Source organism: Roseixanthobacter pseudopolyaromaticivorans (assembly GCF_043195145.2).
Lineage (GTDB): Bacteria > Pseudomonadota > Alphaproteobacteria > Rhizobiales > Xanthobacteraceae > NCEH01.
Genome location: NZ_CM195539.1, coordinates 5,182,595 through 5,197,385, shown reverse-complemented (window position 1 = coordinate 5,197,385; position 14,791 = coordinate 5,182,595). Strand labels below are relative to the sequence as shown.

Below are 14,791 nucleotides of genomic sequence, written 5' to 3'. Positions count from 1 at the left end.
TGATCCGCCCGTTGACCGCTCGAAGTCAAACGGCTTACGCAACGTCATGTACAAACATTGGAATTATTCGATTTATTAAGTTTTGGCGATCCATGGCCGCGCGCTTTCGGACGATGTAACAGTATTCCGAGGCGGGCAGCAATCGCGAATATTACCCTAGGTTATCTTAATCCGGATCTGAAGAGCATGCTTGTTTCTTTCCTGATAATGCTGCGCGAGGGCATTGAGGCGGCCCTCATAGTCGGCATTATTGCGGGCTATCTGAAAAAGACCGGGCGCGACGCTTGGATGCCCGCAATCTGGGTCGGCATCTTGCTCGCCGCCGCCCTGTCGCTGTTCGTCGGTGCGGGACTTCAGTTCGCGAGCGCCGAGTTTCCCCAGAAGCTTCAGGAAGCATTCGAAGCCGGCGTCGGCCTGGTGGCGGTGTTCGTGCTCACCTCCATGGTGTTCTGGATGCGCCGCATGGGCCGCTCCATCAAGGGCGAGTTGCAGGCCTCCATCGACGCCGCGTTCACCGAGCGCCACCAGACCCTCGCGCTGATCGCAATGGTGTTCTTCGCGGTGGCGCGCGAGGGCGTCGAATCGGTGTTCTTCCTGCTGGCCACGTTCCAGCAGAGCAGCGGCATGGGCGCACCGGCCGGCGCGGTCCTCGGCCTCGGCGTCGCGTTCGCGCTCGGCTATGGCATCTATGCCGGCGGGGTGCACCTCGATCTGCGTCGCTTCTTCCGCTGGACAGGCATCTTCATCCTCGTCGTCGCCGCCGGCATCCTCGCAGGCGCGGTGCGGTCGCTGCACGAGGCGGGCCTGTGGAATCACCTCCAGCAGACCGCCTTCGATCTGTCCGGCGTACTGCCCGCGGACGGCGCCTTCGGAACGGTGATCGCCGGCCTGCTCGGCTACCAGGATGCGCCGAGCCTGACCGCCGTCATCGCCTATGTGGCCTTCCTGGCGATCACCCTGTTCCTGTTCCTCGCTCCGCCCGCGAAGCCTGCGGCGCCCCATTCCGTGGCCCAGCGTGGCGGCGCGCGATGACCGGCGTCGTGGACACAGCCCCAAAGACGGCATCGCCCGTCGGCGGACCGCCCGCGCCGTCGCGCAAGGCCATGCGCCTCGCCATCGTCGGTTCCGGCCTGCTGCTGGTGCTCGCATTCGCCGCCTTCTATTGGGCGACCAGCCTCGCCGCCCGCCGCAAGGCCGCGGAAAACGCCGGCGCGGTGGCGGTGGTCGTCACCGACAGCGCCTGCGACCCCATGGACCTCACCGTGCCCGCCGGGCGCACCACCTTCGCCATCACCAACCGGTCCAACCGGGTGATGGAATGGGAAATTCTCGACGGCGTCATGGTGGTGGAGGAGCGCGAGAACATCGCCCCCGGCATCACCCAATCCATCGCCGCCTCCCTCGCCGCCGGCACCTATGACATCACCTGCGGCCTGCTGAGCAATCCGCGCGGCAAGCTGCACGTCACGCCCTCGCAGACGGCCGGTGCCGAGCCGGCAGCGCCGACCCTGCTGGCGTTCATCGGGCCCCTTGCGGAATATCAGGTGCAATTGCTCGCCCAGGCCGGCGATTTCGCGAAGGCGACGTCCGCGCTCGCGGAAGCCGTGAAGGCGGGCGATCTGGACCACGCCCGCGCGCTCTATGGGACGGCGCGCCTCTCTTATGCCCACCTTGCGCCGGCGGCGGACCTGTTCGCCGATCTGGACACTCGCCTCGATGCCCGCGCCGACGATTTCGGCGGACGGGAAAACGATCCCCTGTTCACGGGCCTGCATCGCCTGGAATATGGCCTGTTCGCCAAGGGATCCACGGATGGGCTGCAGGCTCAGGCGGAGGCGCTCGCGGCCGATGCGGGCGAACTCAACCAGCGCATGGCGACCCTCCAACTGCTGCCGGAGCGCATGGTTTCCGGCGCGGCGCGCCTGATGCACCGGGCGGCGGGCCTGGAAGCTGCGGGGGCCGCGGAAAAATACGCGCATTCCGACCTTGCAGACATCCAGGCCGAAGCAGACGCGGTGCTTGGCATTGCGCACTTGCTGCGCCCGCTCGCGGAAAAGGCATCGCCCGGCCTGCCGGCTCGCATTGAGGCGGACGGCGCCGCGCTCACCGCTTTGCTTGCCGCACATCGCGACGGCACGGGCTTTTCTTCCTTCGAAACCGTCGCGGCGGACCAGCGCGCCGCGATCGCCACGGCGCTCAATACGCTCGGCGACGACATGAACACGCTGGGGGCAGCGCTTGGCCTGACCACTTCAGGACGTTCGGCACCATGACATCCCTTCCCTCTTCCCCGCATCGCACCTCCTCGCTCGATCGTCGCAGCCTGCTGAAGGGCTTCGGCGCGATCGGCGGCGCAGCGGCCGGCATGCTCGGCGGCGCTGCGGTCGCCCGCGCCGACGACAGTTCGAGCCCGGTCACCACGGCGCCGGAAAGCAACCGCACCGCCGAGCGCGTGGATTTCTACGGTGTCCAGCAAAGCGGCATCGTCACGCCCCGCCCGGCCACTGGCATGGTGGTGGCGTTCGACGTGCTCGCCACCACGCGGCCCGAGCTTGAGCGCCTGTTCCGCACCCTCACCGAGCGCATCGCCTTCCTGATGCAGGGCGGCACCCCGCCAAAGCTCGATCCCAAGCTGCCGCCGGCGGATTCCGGCATTCTCGGGCCGGTGGTGGTGCCCGACAATCTGACCGTAACGGTCTCGCTGGGCGCCTCGCTGTTCGACGAGCGCTTCGGGCTCGCCGCGAAGAAGCCGCGCCATCTGACCACGATGGAACAGTTTCCCAACGATGCCCTCGATCCCGAACTGTGCCACGGGGATCTGATGCTCCAGTTCTGCTCGAATACGGCAGACACGAACATCCACGCGCTGCGCGACATCGTGAAGAACCTGCCGGACCTGCTGCTGGTGCGCTGGAAGCAGGAAGGTTCGGTTCCCGTCATCCCCGCGCGGCCCGGCGCCAAGGCGGAAAGCGCGCGCAATTTCCTCGGCTTTCGCGACGGCTCGGCCAATCCGGATTCCGCCGACGGCGCGATGATGGACCGCATCGTGTGGGTGAAGGGCGGGGAAGAGCCGGACTGGGCCGCGAACGGCTCCTATCAGGTGGTGCGGATCATCCGCAATTTCGTCGAGCGGTGGGACCGCACCCCGCTGCTGGAGCAGGAAGAGATCATCGGCCGCAAGAAGGCGACCGGCGCCCCCTTCGGCGGCCACACCGAGCAGGATGTGCCCAATTTCGCCGCCGATCCGAAGGGGCGGCTAACCCGGCTCGACGCCCATATCCGTCTCGCCAATCCACGCAACGGCGCCTCGCAGGCGAACCTCATCCTGCGGCGGCCCTTCAACTATTCCAACGGCATCTCAAAATCCGGCCAGTTGGAGATGGGGTTGCTGTTCATCGCCTATCAGGCGGACCTCGAGAAGGGCTTCATCACGGTGCAAAAGCGCCTGAACGGCGAGCCGCTTGAGGAATACATCAAGCCCATCGGCGGCGGCTATTTCTTCGCTTTGCCCGGCGTTTCCGGCCCGTCCGATTTCCTCGGCCGCGCCCTGCTCGCCCCCGGCGAGCCCACCTGACCCTTCCAAACAATCCCGTTTCCTACTGGAGAGTCATTCCCATGAAGCGCTCTGTTCTCATGCTCGCGACCGCGCTGTCGCTGACCCTCGGCGCAGCCGGGGCGAAGGCGGCGATCTCCCCGCTCGACCTGGTCGCGCCGATCGCCCAGTACAAGGTCTATGTGACCAAGGAGCTGGAAGCGTTCGTCGCCTCCACCAAGGAATTCACCGACGCCGTGAAGGCGGGCGACCTCGCGAAGGCCAAGGCGCTGTATGCCGCGGCCCGCGCCCATTACGAGCGCATCGAGCCGATCGCCGAATTGTTCAGCGATCTCGATGGCGCCATCGATTCGCGCGCCGACGACCATGCCAAGAAGGAGAAGGACCCGACCTTCACCGGCTATCACCGCATCGAATACGGCCTGTTCGTCGCCAACAGCACCGACGGCCTCGCCCCCTTCGCCGACAAGCTGATGGCGGACGTCAACGACCTGCAGGCGCGCGTGAAGGGCCTCACCTTCCCGCCCGAGAAGGTGGTCGGCGGCGCTGCCGCGCTGCTGGAGGAAGTGGCGGCCACCAAGATTTCCGGAGAGGAAGACCGATACAGCCACACCGACCTGATGGATTTCCAGGCCAATATCGATGGCGCGCAGGAAGTCTACACCCTGTTCAAGCCGCTGCTGGCGAAGGACCCGAAGAACGAAGCCTTCCTGAAGAAGGTGGATGCGAACTTCGCGTCCGTGGATGCCATCCTGGTCAAGTACAAGACCGCCGACGGCTTCGAGAGCTACGACAAGCTCAGCAAGAAGGATCGCAAGGCCCTGGCCGGTCCGGTCAATACGCTGGCCGAGGATCTCTCCAAGATGCGCGGGCTGCTCGGCCTGAAATGAGCCGGCGCCACCGATAAGACCGCGCGGGGGGGTCCCCCGCGCGGTCGGTGCATATCAAAGAGAACCGGCGCGCGCCAAGCCTGGTCAGATTCCGGAGAAGACCGCGCGCTCCTTCTTCAGGAACGCCTCGTAGCCGGCCTTATAGTCCTGCGTTTCCGCGAAATCGTAGAACGCCGCGCGCTCTTCGGCCGAGACCGGGGTCCAGTCGCGCAAAAGCCGCAGCAATTGCGCCTTGCTGCTGCGGTGGGCGAGCGGGGAACCGCCAGCAATGCGCAGCGCGGTGGCCATCGCTTCATCATCAAGCGCATCCGGCGCGACGACCCGCTGCACGATGCCTTTCTGAAGCGCCTCGTCGGCCGCGAACACGCGCCCCTCCAGCACCAGCTCGGCCAGCACACCGCGTCCGAACAGCTTGAACAGAAGCTCGGTTTCGCCGAACGCGAGGGGAAAACCCATCCGGTTGATGGGAATGCCGAATTTCGCATCGGTGCTCGCGATGCGCAGGTCGCAGAGCGCGGCGATCTCCATGCCCCCGCCCATGCAGGCATCGCGGATCTTCGCAACCGTGGGAATGCCGCACCTGAGGATGGCGTCGAGCGCCGGGCCGACATGGACCTCGTGATAGCGGGTCACCTGGGCGCGTGTGGACCGCTCCTGCTCGAACTCGCTGATATCCGCGCCCGCCGCGAACGCACCGCCGCCGCCGGTGAGGAGGATGCAGCGGCACGCGCGCTCCGCATCGAGGCGCAGGAAGAGATCACGCAGGCTGGTCCACATGGCAACGGTCAGCGCGTTGCGCTTGCCCGGATTATGGATCGTGACCACCCCGATGGCCTCCTGCATCTCGAATTTGATCTCGCCGCTCATGTGGTCCGTCTCGCCCTTCGCCTGACGCAGCCTGGTTGGCCGATTTATGCGTTTATAATATTCCATGACTCATATAAAAAATATTTTTATGGTTTCTCGCTTCCTTTTCGAGACATCAGGCGCCAGCCATTCCTCCTTGGGGCATTTCGCAGCGTCACACTGGTCAAATAATATTTTTTCAATTGCAAATAATATTTTTTTGGACAAGATCGCCTCAAAGGGAGTGCAGCCCGTGCGCAAAGAGACAGCGGCCAAGCCGGCAGAGGGCAAGGAGGAAGGCCTCCTGCGGGGGTCCGGCACCCATGCCGATGCCATCTACCGCTATCTCGAGCAGGAGATCGTCTCGGGCCGGCTGGAGCCGGGCGAGAAGCTCGACGACGTGAGCCTCGCGAAGCGCTTCGGCGTGTCGAAGACCCCCATCCGCGAGGCCTTCCTGCAGCTCGCCGCGATCGATTTCGTGCATATCCGCCAGCGGGTCGGCGCCGTGGTCGCGCCGCTGTCCCTCCAGCGCATGGTGCAGATGTTCGAGGTCATGGCCGAACTGGAGGGCATGTGCGCCGCGCTCGCCGCTGCGCGTATGACCACGCTCGAACGCGACTCCCTCGCCCACGCGATGGAGCGCTGCCGCGAGCTGGCGCAGAAGGAGGGGCCGGACGCCTGCAAGGACTATGCGGAGGCGAATTTCAGCTTCCACGAGATCGTCTATCGCGGCAGCCATAATGATTTCCTGGGCGAGCAGGCGACCTTGCTGCGCAAGCGCCTCGCGCCCTATCGCCGATATTGGCTCACGACACCCGCGCGCATGCGCAAATCCAGCCGCGAACACGAGCAGGTGACCGAAGCCATTCTCGAATGCCGCGAGGAGGGCGCGCACAAGCTCATGAAGCAGCACCTGACGCTGCAGACCGAACTGGTGTCGGTTTTGCTCGACCAACTGCCCGCATCTTATCTCGCGGTGGTGAAATAGCGCCGCGCGCGCCCCCCGCCCCGCCACACAAAAGCAAGATGACCTGCGCCATGCCTCTGCCCCTCGAAAAGATGCGCGTCCTGGATTTGACCCGCGCCCTGTCCGGCCCGTTCTGCAGCATGATCCTGGGGGACCTCGGCGCCGATGTGATCAAGGTGGAGCCGGTGGGCGGCGGCGACATGATCCGCACCTGGGGTCCGTTCGACCGCACCGAGAGCGCCTATTACCTCTCCGGCAACCGCAACAAGCGCGGCATCGCGCTCGATTTCCGCTCGGCGGAAGGTCTGCGGCTGCTGCGCGAGATGGCGTTGAAGTCCGACGTCATCATCGAAAATTTCAAGCCCGGCACCATGGCCAAGCTCGGCCTTGATCCGCAGAAACTACGGGCCCTCAAGCCGGACCTGATCATCGCCAGCATCAGCGGTTTCGGCTCCTCCGGCCCGTTGAGCGCGCGCCCCGGCTTCGACCAGATCGCCCAAGGCTATTCCGGCTTCATGAGCTTTACCGGCACCACCGAGCCGACCCGCGTCGGCATCGCCATCGGCGATCTCACCTCTGGCATGTGGCTCGCCATCGGCGTGCTGAGCGCCTGGATCGCGCGGCAGGATACGGGCCGCGGCGACCATGTGGAGACCTCGCTGCTCTCCAGCCTCATCAGCCTGCTCAGCGTGCAGGGCCAACGTTATCTGAGCATCGGCGAAGTCGCTGAGCCGACCGGAAACGTTCACCCCGTGATCACCCCCTATGGCGTGTTCCGCGCCGGCGACGGCGACATGAACATCGGCGCCGCGACCCAGGAGATGTGGCTGAAGCTGTGTGACATCCTGGAGCGGCCGGACCTGAAGAGCGATCCGCGCTTCCTCGACAATGCGCGCCGCATGGAGCATCGGCAGCTTCTGCGCGAGATCATCGAAGCGGAGCTGGCGCGCGGCACCCGCGCCCATTGGACCGCCCAGCTGGTGGCGGCGGAAATTCCCGCCGGGCCCATCAACACCATCGCGGATGCCCTCAATGATGAGCAGGTGGCCCATCTCGGCCTGGTGGAAACCCTGCCGCACCCCACCCTCGGCCCGCTGTCGCAGCTTTCCAGCCCGTTGAAGATGGCCGGCACCGAAGATGGCTGGATCCGCCGCGTCCCGCCGCTGCTCGGCCAGCACACCCGCGAGGTGCTCGCGAACTACGGCTACGCGGCCGCCGAAATCCAGGAACTGGAATCGCGCGGGGTGGTGGCGCAGGCCGCGCTCTCCGCCAACGAGGACGCCGCCTGACCACCGCACGAAACACGCAGGCGCGAGGCTGAGCCACGGCCCCGCGCGAGAAGAACCGGGTGCGAAAAAACACGCCCGCTCCGCAACGTCGGACCATTTTGGGAGAAACGCCATGAAGATCAGTCGCAGACTTTTTGTGTCCGGCGCCATCGCCGCGCCGTTCGTCATCCGCAGCACCGGACAGGCCCGGGCGGACGCCCGCATCCTCAAGATCTCGCACCAGTTTCCCGGCGCGACGGGAAGCGACGGCGACTTCCGCGACCAATTGGTGAACAAATTCGCCGCCGAGGTTGAGAAACGCTCCGACGGCGCGTTGAAGTTCAATGTCTATCCCGGCTCCTCGCTGATGAAGACCAATGCGCAATTCTCCGCCTTGCGGAAGGGCGCGCTCGATCTCTCGCTGTTTCCTATTGCCTATGCGGGCGGCGAGATTCCGGAATGCAACATCGCGCAATTGCCCGGAATCGTGACCACCTATGAGCACGGCCTGTCCTGGCGCACCAAGCCCGCGGGCGAGGTGCTGGAAAGCGCGCTGGCCGCCAAAGGTGTGATGATTCTGACCTGGGTGTGGCAGGCGGCGGGCTGCGTGAGCAAAGCGCAGCCGGTGGTCGCGCCGGAGGATGCCAAGGGCGTGAAGGTGCGCGGCGGCTCGCGCGAGATGGACCTCGTGTTCCAGCGCATCGGCAGCACCGTGGTCTCGTTCCCGTCCAACGAGCTCTATGTCGCCATGCAGACCGGCATCTGCGAAGCCGCCGTGACCTCTTCCACCAGCATGATTTCCTTCCGTACCGAAGAAGTCGCACGGCATCTCGCGACCGGGCGAGGCAATTCCTACCAGTTCACGTTCCAGCCTTTGCTGATCTCGAAGATCATCTTCGACAGCCTCTCCGACAAGGAGAAGCAGATCGTGACCTCGGTCGGGCTGGAATTGCAGGAATTCGGGCTGAAGGGTGCGCTCGCCGACGACGAGCGCGTCGAGCAGACCTACAAGAAGGCGGGCGCCGACGTCCATATGCTGACCCCGGACATCATCAGCAAATGGGTCGCCATTTCCAAGGAAACCGCCTGGAAGGACTTCGCGGGCAAAAGCGAGAACTGCGCGAAGCTGCTCGCACTGGCGGCCTCCGCATGATTCCGACGCTGGATACTGCGCCGGACACCGACGCCGGTTTCCCGGCGCGCACGCAAGGCGGCGAGGTTCTCGCCGCCCTTGCCCGCGCGATGGCCCTGCTCAACCGCATCATCGTGCTGCTGGCCGCGCTGGTCCTCGTGCTCGCCGGGCTGATCCTCTCCTATAGCGTCGCCTCGCGGCTCGCGTTCGGGTCCATGAGCTATTGGCAGGACGAGGCCTCCGTCTTCCTGCTGGTCGGCGCCACCTTCATGACCGCGGCTTATGTGCAGGGCCGGCGAGGCCATGTGGCCATCGAGGCGCTGAGTGCCCTCCTGCCGCCGCGCGTGAACGCCGCCCGGCTGCTGGTGGTGGACATCGCCAGCCTCGCCTTCTGCGCCTTCTTCACCTGGAAGTCGTTCGCATTGCTGGAGGAAGCCTGGATTGAGGGGCAGGTGTCCTCGTCCTCCTGGGCGCCTCCGCTCTGGATCCCCTACGCCACCATGACCCTTGGGATGGGCCTGCTGTGCCTGCAGATCGCCCTGCAAGTGGTGACCGCACTCGCGCCGCACAGCCACCGGACCGGAGGCCGCCCATGAGCACGCTCGTCGTCGGCCTGATGTATGGAGGGGCGACGCTGCTCACCATGTTCATCGGCATGCCCATCGCCTTCGCGCTGGGGGCGGTGGCGGTGGTGTTCATGCTCGGCTTCATGCCCGCCGCATCCCTCGATACGGTCACCCAGAACGTCTATGAGGAGATGGCCTCCATCACCCTCCTCTCCATCCCCCTGTTCATCCTCAAGGGCGCCGCCATCGGCAAGTCGCGCGCCGGGCAGGATCTCTATTCCGCGCTCCATGCCTGGATGCACAAGATCCCCGGCGGCCTCGGCATCGCCAATGTGTTCGCCTGCGCCCTGTTCGCCGCCATGGCCGGCTCCTCCCCCGCCACCTGCTCGGCCATCGGCTCCGCCGGCATTCCCGAGATGCGCAAGCGCGGCTATTCGGGCGGCTTTGCCGCCGGCCTGATCGCCGCCGGCGGAACGCTCGGCATCCTTTTGCCGCCCTCCATCACCATGATCCTCTATGCGGTCGCCGCCGAGCAATCGCTCGGCCGCCTGTTCCTCGCCGGGCTCGGGCCGGGCCTGCTGCTGGTGATGCTGTTCGCCGCCTATGCCATGGTGCGCTTCCGCCAGGAGTTCGCCCGCGCCAAGCATCTCTACGAGCAGACCGGCGCCGCATCGCCGATCCTGCACGAAGAGAACCTCACCATGCGCGACCGCTTCGCCGCGCTGCCGCGGGTGCTGCCCTTCGTGATCCTGCTCACCGGCGTCATGGTCGCCCTCTACGGCGGCTATGCCACCCCCTCCGAGACCGCCGGCCTCGGCGGGATCCTGGCCCTGGTGCTGATCGCCCTCATCTACCAGGTCTGGACCCCGAAGGATCTCGAGCCGATCCTCACCTCCACCTTGCGGGAGGCCACCATGCTGATGCTCATCATCGGCATGTCGCTGCTCTATTCCTATGTGATGAGCTATCTGCACATCTCCCAGGCGGCGGCGCAGGCGATCGTGGCGCTGCACCTGTCCAAATGGCTGCTGCTGGCGACCATATTGGTGCTGGTGGTGGTGCTCGGCTTCTTCCTGCCGCCGGTGTCGATCATCCTGATGACCGCGCCCATCATCCTGCCGCCGCTAAAAGCCGCCGGCTTCGATCTGATCTGGTTCGGCGTGGTGATGACCATCGTCATGGAAATGGGGCTGATTCACCCACCCGTGGGGCTGAACATCTTCGTCATCAAGAACATCGCCCCCGACATTCCGCTGAAGGACGTGATCTGGGGCACCGTTCCCTTCGTGCTGCTGATGATGCTCGCCGTGGTCCTGCTCTGCCTCTTCCCCCAGATCGCGACCGGTCTTCCAGATCTCGTCATGGGCAAGGGGCGGTAGCCTCAAAGAGCCCTGTTTCGTCGGCCGCCGTCAGACGATGGCGAGCCGGCGGAACAGCACCTGCTTCACCGCATCGAGGACGAAAGCCAAAGCGACCGCCGCGAGGCCTATGGCGCCGATGAGATGGGCCGGCAGGGGCGCCATCAGCACGCCCTTCAGCGCGAGGGTGCAGATCAGAGTCAGGTCCACGACTGACGACGCGATCAGCCACGCGCCGGGCCGCGAACTCCACAGGTGCAGGCGCTCTCGCGCCACATAGAACACCGCCTGCCCGCTGAACACCAGTGTCACCACCGCCAAGGTGCGCAGTGTCTGCGTATCCAGATCGAGAATGAACTTCCCGGCCGCGAGGCTCGCGACGCAGAACATCAGGTCGACGAAGCCCATGATGACGCCGGCGATGGTGAGATTGCGGATGCGCCACGTGTTCGGCCGAGGTGAAGGGCGCACATTGTCGGTGGAGGATGACATGGCGAGAAAGTCGCCGCACACCATCATCAGCACCATCAGCGTGGGTGTGAGGATGGCATGCCCGGTGATCATCAGGCCTGCCGCCAGAAACAGCACCTGGACCACCTTATGAAGGATCGCGCGGAGCGTGTAGGTGAGAATCCGCTGGAACGTGGTCCGCCCTTCCACGATCGCCGCCACGATCCCGCCCAGCCCGGGCTCCGTGAGCACGATGCCCGCCGCCGATTTCGCGACGTCACTGGCGGTCGAGACGGCGATCCCCATCTGCGCCTGGCGCAGGGCGGGCGCATCGTTGGCGCCGTCGCCGCACATGCCGACGATATGCCCGGTCTTTTGCAGCGCCTTGACCAGCAGATATTTATCCTCCGGCAGCACGCCGGCGAAGATCGCGTAATCGTCCGCTCGCAGGTCCTGCGGCACGGGCGTGGTGGCCCAGGTCCGGCCGGTGATGCCGACCGCGCCGGCCACCACTTCGGCGGTGGACCGCGCGTCCCCCGTCACCATCACCGTGCGCACGCCGAGGGCGGAGAGTTCCGCGACCAGCGCGGCGGAATCCGCGCGCGGCGGATCGCTGAGCGCCACCAGCCCGATGATGGCGAGCGCCCCGGGCGGCCCGGAGGCAACCGCGAGCACACGAAACCCCTGCGCCTCGAGGTCCGCCAGCGCTCCCGGCACCGCGGCCGACGCCGATGCAAGGCCGGCGATCACGCCGAAGGCGCCCTTGACCACGCAGAGGATGGCGCCATCCGCTGCGCGAACCGTCGCCTCCGCCCGTTTGCGGGCGGGGTCGAAGGGTGTGAAAGAAACCAGCGCCGGGGCGCCCTGGAACGGCGTTCGCGCGGCGGCGGCGCGGACCGCCGCGTCCACCGGATCCCGCCCGCCATCCGAACTTGCGCGCGCGGCGAGCGCAAGCACCTGCGCCTCGGCAAATCCCGGCATGGCGACGACCGACATCACGGCCAGCTCGTTTCGGGTCAGCGTCCCCGTCTTGTCGGAACACAGGACATCGATGCCGGCGGCCTCGTCCACCGCAGATAGGCTCGTGGGCAGCACGCCCCGTCGTGCCAAGGCGCGAGCCCCCACCGCCGCCGCGAGGGTGAACATGGACGGGAGCGCGACAGGAATGGACGCCAGGATCGCGACCAGCATCAGCGGCACGAACTCGGCGGCCGGCATCGGAAGCCACACCGCATAGATGCCGAGCAGGACCGTCACCACCCCGTTGAACAGCACCAAATTGCGCACGACACCCAGGACCGTCTTCTGCTGCGAGCTTTGAACCGAAGCCGAGCGGACGAGTTCGGCCGTGCGCCCGAATTTGGTGCGCGCCCCGGTGGCGATCACCTCCGCCACCGCCTCCCCGCGCCGCACCAGCGTGCCCGCATAGGCTTCCACCCCAGGGCCTGCCTCGATGGCCATGGATTCTCCGGTGACCATGGATTGGTCGAGCAGGATCGCGCCCTCGACCAGCCGCACGTCCGCCGCCACGATCCCGCCCAGCGACAGTTTCACCACGTCGCCCGACACCAGCTGATCCACCGGCAGCGTCTGCCACGTGCCGTCGCGCCGGACCGAGGCGACCAGGGCCAGGCGCGATTTCAGCGCATCGAGGGTCGCCTGGGCGCGCCGTTCCTGGAAGAAGCCGAGCCCCGCGTTGAACACCAGCAGGAGCGCGACGATTCCGGCCTCGGCATAGTCCCCGATGACGATCTGGAGCAGGATCGCCGCTTCAAGCATCCAGGGCACGGGCGCCCAGAGCTTGTTGATCGCCCGGCGCAGCGGGTGCTGCACCACATCGGCGACGGCGTTCGGGCCGTCGCGTTCAAGACGTAGCCTTGCCTCGTCGGCGGTCAAGCCGGGAGAGAGATCCGCCATAGCTCGCCTTCTCGTCCATTCACTCGGATGGACTTCTAGAAAGCATAGCGCCCTGGCACCTTGATCTTGCGTGGCCCGCCCGCCCACAATCGCGTGAGGCGCCCTTGGGGCATCTCATTCCGCGCAGCGACAAAACCGCCGTTCAGAACCGCCCGCGCGCCCTCAAATGATCATGTCCGGGGTCAGTTGATTGGAGGGCACGCGCACTTCCACGATGGCGGGGCCGCCGGCCGACAGGGCACGGGCGAAGGCGGCCGGGAATTCCCCATCCTGCGTCACCACCTCGCCATGGGCGCCATAGCTCTGCGCCAAGGCGGCAAAATCGGGATTGGTGAGGAAGGTGCCGCTCGGCCGGCCCGGAAAGTGCCGCTCCTGATGCATGCGGATGGACCCGTAGATCGCATTGTTCACGACGATGACCACGATCGGCAGCTTGTGGTGAACGGCCGTGGCGAATTCCGGCGAGGCCATCTGGAAACAGCCGTCGCCCGCGAGCGCAACCACGGTGCGCTCGGGATGACGCAGTTTCGCGGCGATGGCGCCCGGCAGGCCATAGCCCATGCTGCCGGATTTCGGCGCCATCTGCGTGCCGAAGGTCCGGTAGCGGAAGAAGCGGTGCAGCCACACGGTGTAATTGCCGGCGCCATTGGCGACGATCGCGTCGTCCGGCAGCGTTTCCCGCAGGTGCAGGATCATCTTGCCGAGATCGAAGCCAGCGGTGCGTGTCGGCGGCTGCTGGTAGGCTTCGAACGCCGCCCGCGCCTCGGCCGTCCACCCGCGCCACGGCGAAGCGTCCAGCAATTCCAGCTCGGTCAGCGCGTCGGCGAAACGCTCCATACCGGCGAGGATCGGCAGATCGGCGGTGTAAACCCGCCCAAGGTCCTCGGCGCCGGGGTGGACGTGGATCAGGGTCTGCTTGGGCGCGGGCACGTCCAGCGCCGTATAGGCCTTGCTGGTGATCTCCCCGAGGCGATCGCCGATGACGAGCAGCACATCGGCGGTCTTCACCCGCTCGGTCAGGGCGGGGCTGGAGCCGAGCGTGAGATGCCCGACGTAATGAAGCTGCTCGTTGTTTACGAGATCCTGGGAGCGGAACCCCGCCACCACCGGCAGCGCATTGGCGGCGCAGAAGGCGCTGACCTTCGCGGCGGCGCCCGGCGTCCAGGTGCTGCCGCCGATGATCACCAGCGGCCGCTGCGCCTGCTGGAGCAGGTCGCGCAAACGCACCATGTCTTCCGGCGCGGGGGCGGCGGAGGTCGGCCGGAAGGCCGGCGCATCTGCCACCGCGCTGGTGCTGCTCAGCACGTCCTCGGGAATGGACAGCACCACCGGCCCCGGTCGCCCCTGGGTTGCGATGTGATAGGCCCGGCTCACATATTCCGGGATCAGATCGGGGCTCTCGATCTCGCCGACCCATTTCGTCATGTCCGCGAACACGCGGGTGTAATTGATTTCCTGGAAGCCCTCGCGCCCACGCGTGGTGCGGGGCACTTGGCCGACGATGAGGATCATCGGCGTGGAATCCTGCCAGGCGGTATGCACGCCCACCGTCGCATGCATCGCGCCCGGCCCCCGGCTGACGAGGCACAGGCCCGGCAGGCCGGTGAGCTTGCCATCCGCTTCCGCCATATGGGACGCGTTCGCCTCATGCCGGCAGACGATGAAGCGCACGCCGTGCTCGCCCTCGTGCATGGCATCGAAGATCGGCAGCGCGCTTTCGCCCGGCACGCCGAAGATGCGGTCGGCACCATGGATACGCAGCGCATCCACCAGGATCTGCCCGCCGTTGCGGGTGGCCGTCGCGGCCTGTGCGGGCGCTGGGCTATGGGTGTTCATTGGCGGTG

General features: G+C 66.2%; 12 protein-coding genes. 9 read left to right on the top strand and 3 right to left on the bottom strand.

Features of this window, described 5'->3' with window-relative positions; genetic code table 11:
- Nucleotides 1-186: 186 nt before the first annotated feature.
- Genes efeU through efeO (V5F68_RS24290) form a run of 4 tightly spaced genes read left to right on the top strand, consistent with a single transcriptional unit; the run spans nt 187 to nt 4,443 of the window.
- Nucleotides 187-1,032 carry an iron uptake transporter permease EfeU gene (gene efeU / locus V5F68_RS24305; RefSeq protein ID WP_348848596.1) on the top strand — a complete coding sequence of 282 codons (846 nt, stop codon included), beginning with the start codon at nt 187-189 and terminating at the stop codon, nt 1,030-1,032.
- Nucleotides 1,029-2,273, top strand: a complete 1,245-nt coding sequence (gene efeO / locus V5F68_RS24300) for an iron uptake system protein EfeO (protein WP_394012803.1) — start codon at nt 1,029-1,031, stop codon at nt 2,271-2,273. Before efeU ends, efeO (V5F68_RS24300) begins: the two co-directional genes overlap by 4 nt.
- Nucleotides 2,270-3,574 carry an iron uptake transporter deferrochelatase/peroxidase subunit gene (gene efeB / locus V5F68_RS24295; RefSeq protein WP_394012804.1) on the top strand — a complete coding sequence of 435 codons (1,305 nt, stop codon included), beginning with the start codon at nt 2,270-2,272 and terminating at the stop codon, nt 3,572-3,574. The genes efeO (V5F68_RS24300) and efeB overlap by 4 nt, the downstream gene beginning before the upstream one ends.
- Nucleotides 3,575-3,615: 41 nt before the next feature.
- The gene (gene efeO / locus V5F68_RS24290; protein WP_394012805.1) at nt 3,616-4,443 is read left to right on the top strand and encodes an iron uptake system protein EfeO; all 828 of its coding nucleotides are present in this window, start codon (nt 3,616-3,618) and stop codon (nt 4,441-4,443) included.
- An 84-nt stretch (nt 4,444-4,527) separates the two neighbouring features.
- Here efeO (V5F68_RS24290) and V5F68_RS24285 read toward each other — a convergent pair whose 3' ends face one another.
- Nucleotides 4,528-5,310 carry an enoyl-CoA hydratase/isomerase family protein gene (locus tag V5F68_RS24285; protein WP_394012806.1) on the bottom strand — a complete coding sequence of 261 codons (783 nt, stop codon included), beginning with the start codon at nt 5,308-5,310 and terminating at the stop codon, nt 4,528-4,530.
- 232 nt (nt 5,311-5,542) lie between these two features.
- Between V5F68_RS24285 and V5F68_RS24280 the strand changes: the two genes are divergently transcribed.
- From V5F68_RS24280 to V5F68_RS24260, 5 genes are all read left to right on the top strand, one after another.
- Nucleotides 5,543-6,277 (top strand): GntR family transcriptional regulator, encoded by a 735-nt coding sequence (locus V5F68_RS24280; RefSeq protein ID WP_394012807.1) that lies wholly within the window; start codon nt 5,543-5,545, stop codon nt 6,275-6,277.
- Between the two features lie 50 nt (nt 6,278-6,327).
- Nucleotides 6,328-7,545, top strand: coding sequence for a CaiB/BaiF CoA transferase family protein (locus V5F68_RS24275; protein WP_394012808.1), 1,218 nt, complete (start codon nt 6,328-6,330; stop codon nt 7,543-7,545).
- 112 nt (nt 7,546-7,657) lie between these two features.
- Complete coding sequence (gene dctP, locus V5F68_RS24270; protein ID WP_394012809.1) at nt 7,658-8,677, top strand: TRAP transporter substrate-binding protein DctP; 1,020 nt, start codon at nt 7,658-7,660, stop codon at nt 8,675-8,677.
- Nucleotides 8,674-9,252 carry a TRAP transporter small permease gene (locus V5F68_RS24265; protein ID WP_394012810.1) on the top strand — a complete coding sequence of 193 codons (579 nt, stop codon included), beginning with the start codon at nt 8,674-8,676 and terminating at the stop codon, nt 9,250-9,252. The genes dctP and V5F68_RS24265 overlap by 4 nt, the downstream gene beginning before the upstream one ends.
- Nucleotides 9,249-10,601: a TRAP transporter large permease gene (locus tag V5F68_RS24260; protein ID WP_394012811.1), complete on the top strand. Its 1,353-nt coding sequence runs from the start codon at nt 9,249-9,251 to the stop codon at nt 10,599-10,601. Before V5F68_RS24265 ends, V5F68_RS24260 begins: the two co-directional genes overlap by 4 nt.
- A gap of 30 nt (nt 10,602-10,631) precedes the next feature.
- Here V5F68_RS24260 and V5F68_RS24255 read toward each other — a convergent pair whose 3' ends face one another.
- Nucleotides 10,632-12,947, bottom strand: a complete 2,316-nt coding sequence (locus tag V5F68_RS24255) for an HAD-IC family P-type ATPase (RefSeq protein ID WP_394012812.1) — start codon at nt 12,945-12,947, stop codon at nt 10,632-10,634.
- A gap of 162 nt (nt 12,948-13,109) precedes the next feature.
- Nucleotides 13,110-14,783 (bottom strand): thiamine pyrophosphate-binding protein, encoded by a 1,674-nt coding sequence (locus tag V5F68_RS24250; protein ID WP_394012813.1) that lies wholly within the window; start codon nt 14,781-14,783, stop codon nt 13,110-13,112.
- Nucleotides 14,784-14,791 lie beyond the last annotated feature (8 nt).

Excerpts from the sequence above, each read along its gene's own strand:
- efeU (WP_348848596.1), top strand. The coding sequence starts at position 187 with ATGCTTGTTTCTTTCCTGATAATGCTGCGCGAGGGCATTGAGGCGGCC.
- efeO (WP_394012803.1), top strand. The coding sequence starts at position 1,029 with ATGACCGGCGTCGTGGACACAGCCCCAAAGACGGCATCGCCCGTCGGC.
- efeB (WP_394012804.1), top strand. The coding sequence starts at position 2,270 with ATGACATCCCTTCCCTCTTCCCCGCATCGCACCTCCTCGCTCGATCGT.
- efeO (WP_394012805.1), top strand. The coding sequence starts at position 3,616 with ATGAAGCGCTCTGTTCTCATGCTCGCGACCGCGCTGTCGCTGACCCTC.
- V5F68_RS24285 (WP_394012806.1), bottom strand. The coding sequence starts at position 5,310 with ATGAGCGGCGAGATCAAATTCGAGATGCAGGAGGCCATCGGGGTGGTC.
- V5F68_RS24275 (WP_394012808.1), top strand. The coding sequence starts at position 6,328 with ATGCCTCTGCCCCTCGAAAAGATGCGCGTCCTGGATTTGACCCGCGCC.
- dctP (WP_394012809.1), top strand. The coding sequence starts at position 7,658 with ATGAAGATCAGTCGCAGACTTTTTGTGTCCGGCGCCATCGCCGCGCCG.
- V5F68_RS24265 (WP_394012810.1), top strand. The coding sequence starts at position 8,674 with ATGATTCCGACGCTGGATACTGCGCCGGACACCGACGCCGGTTTCCCG.
- V5F68_RS24260 (WP_394012811.1), top strand. The coding sequence starts at position 9,249 with ATGAGCACGCTCGTCGTCGGCCTGATGTATGGAGGGGCGACGCTGCTC.
- V5F68_RS24255 (WP_394012812.1), bottom strand. The coding sequence starts at position 12,947 with ATGGCGGATCTCTCTCCCGGCTTGACCGCCGACGAGGCAAGGCTACGT.
- V5F68_RS24250 (WP_394012813.1), bottom strand. The coding sequence starts at position 14,783 with ATGAACACCCATAGCCCAGCGCCCGCACAGGCCGCGACGGCCACCCGC.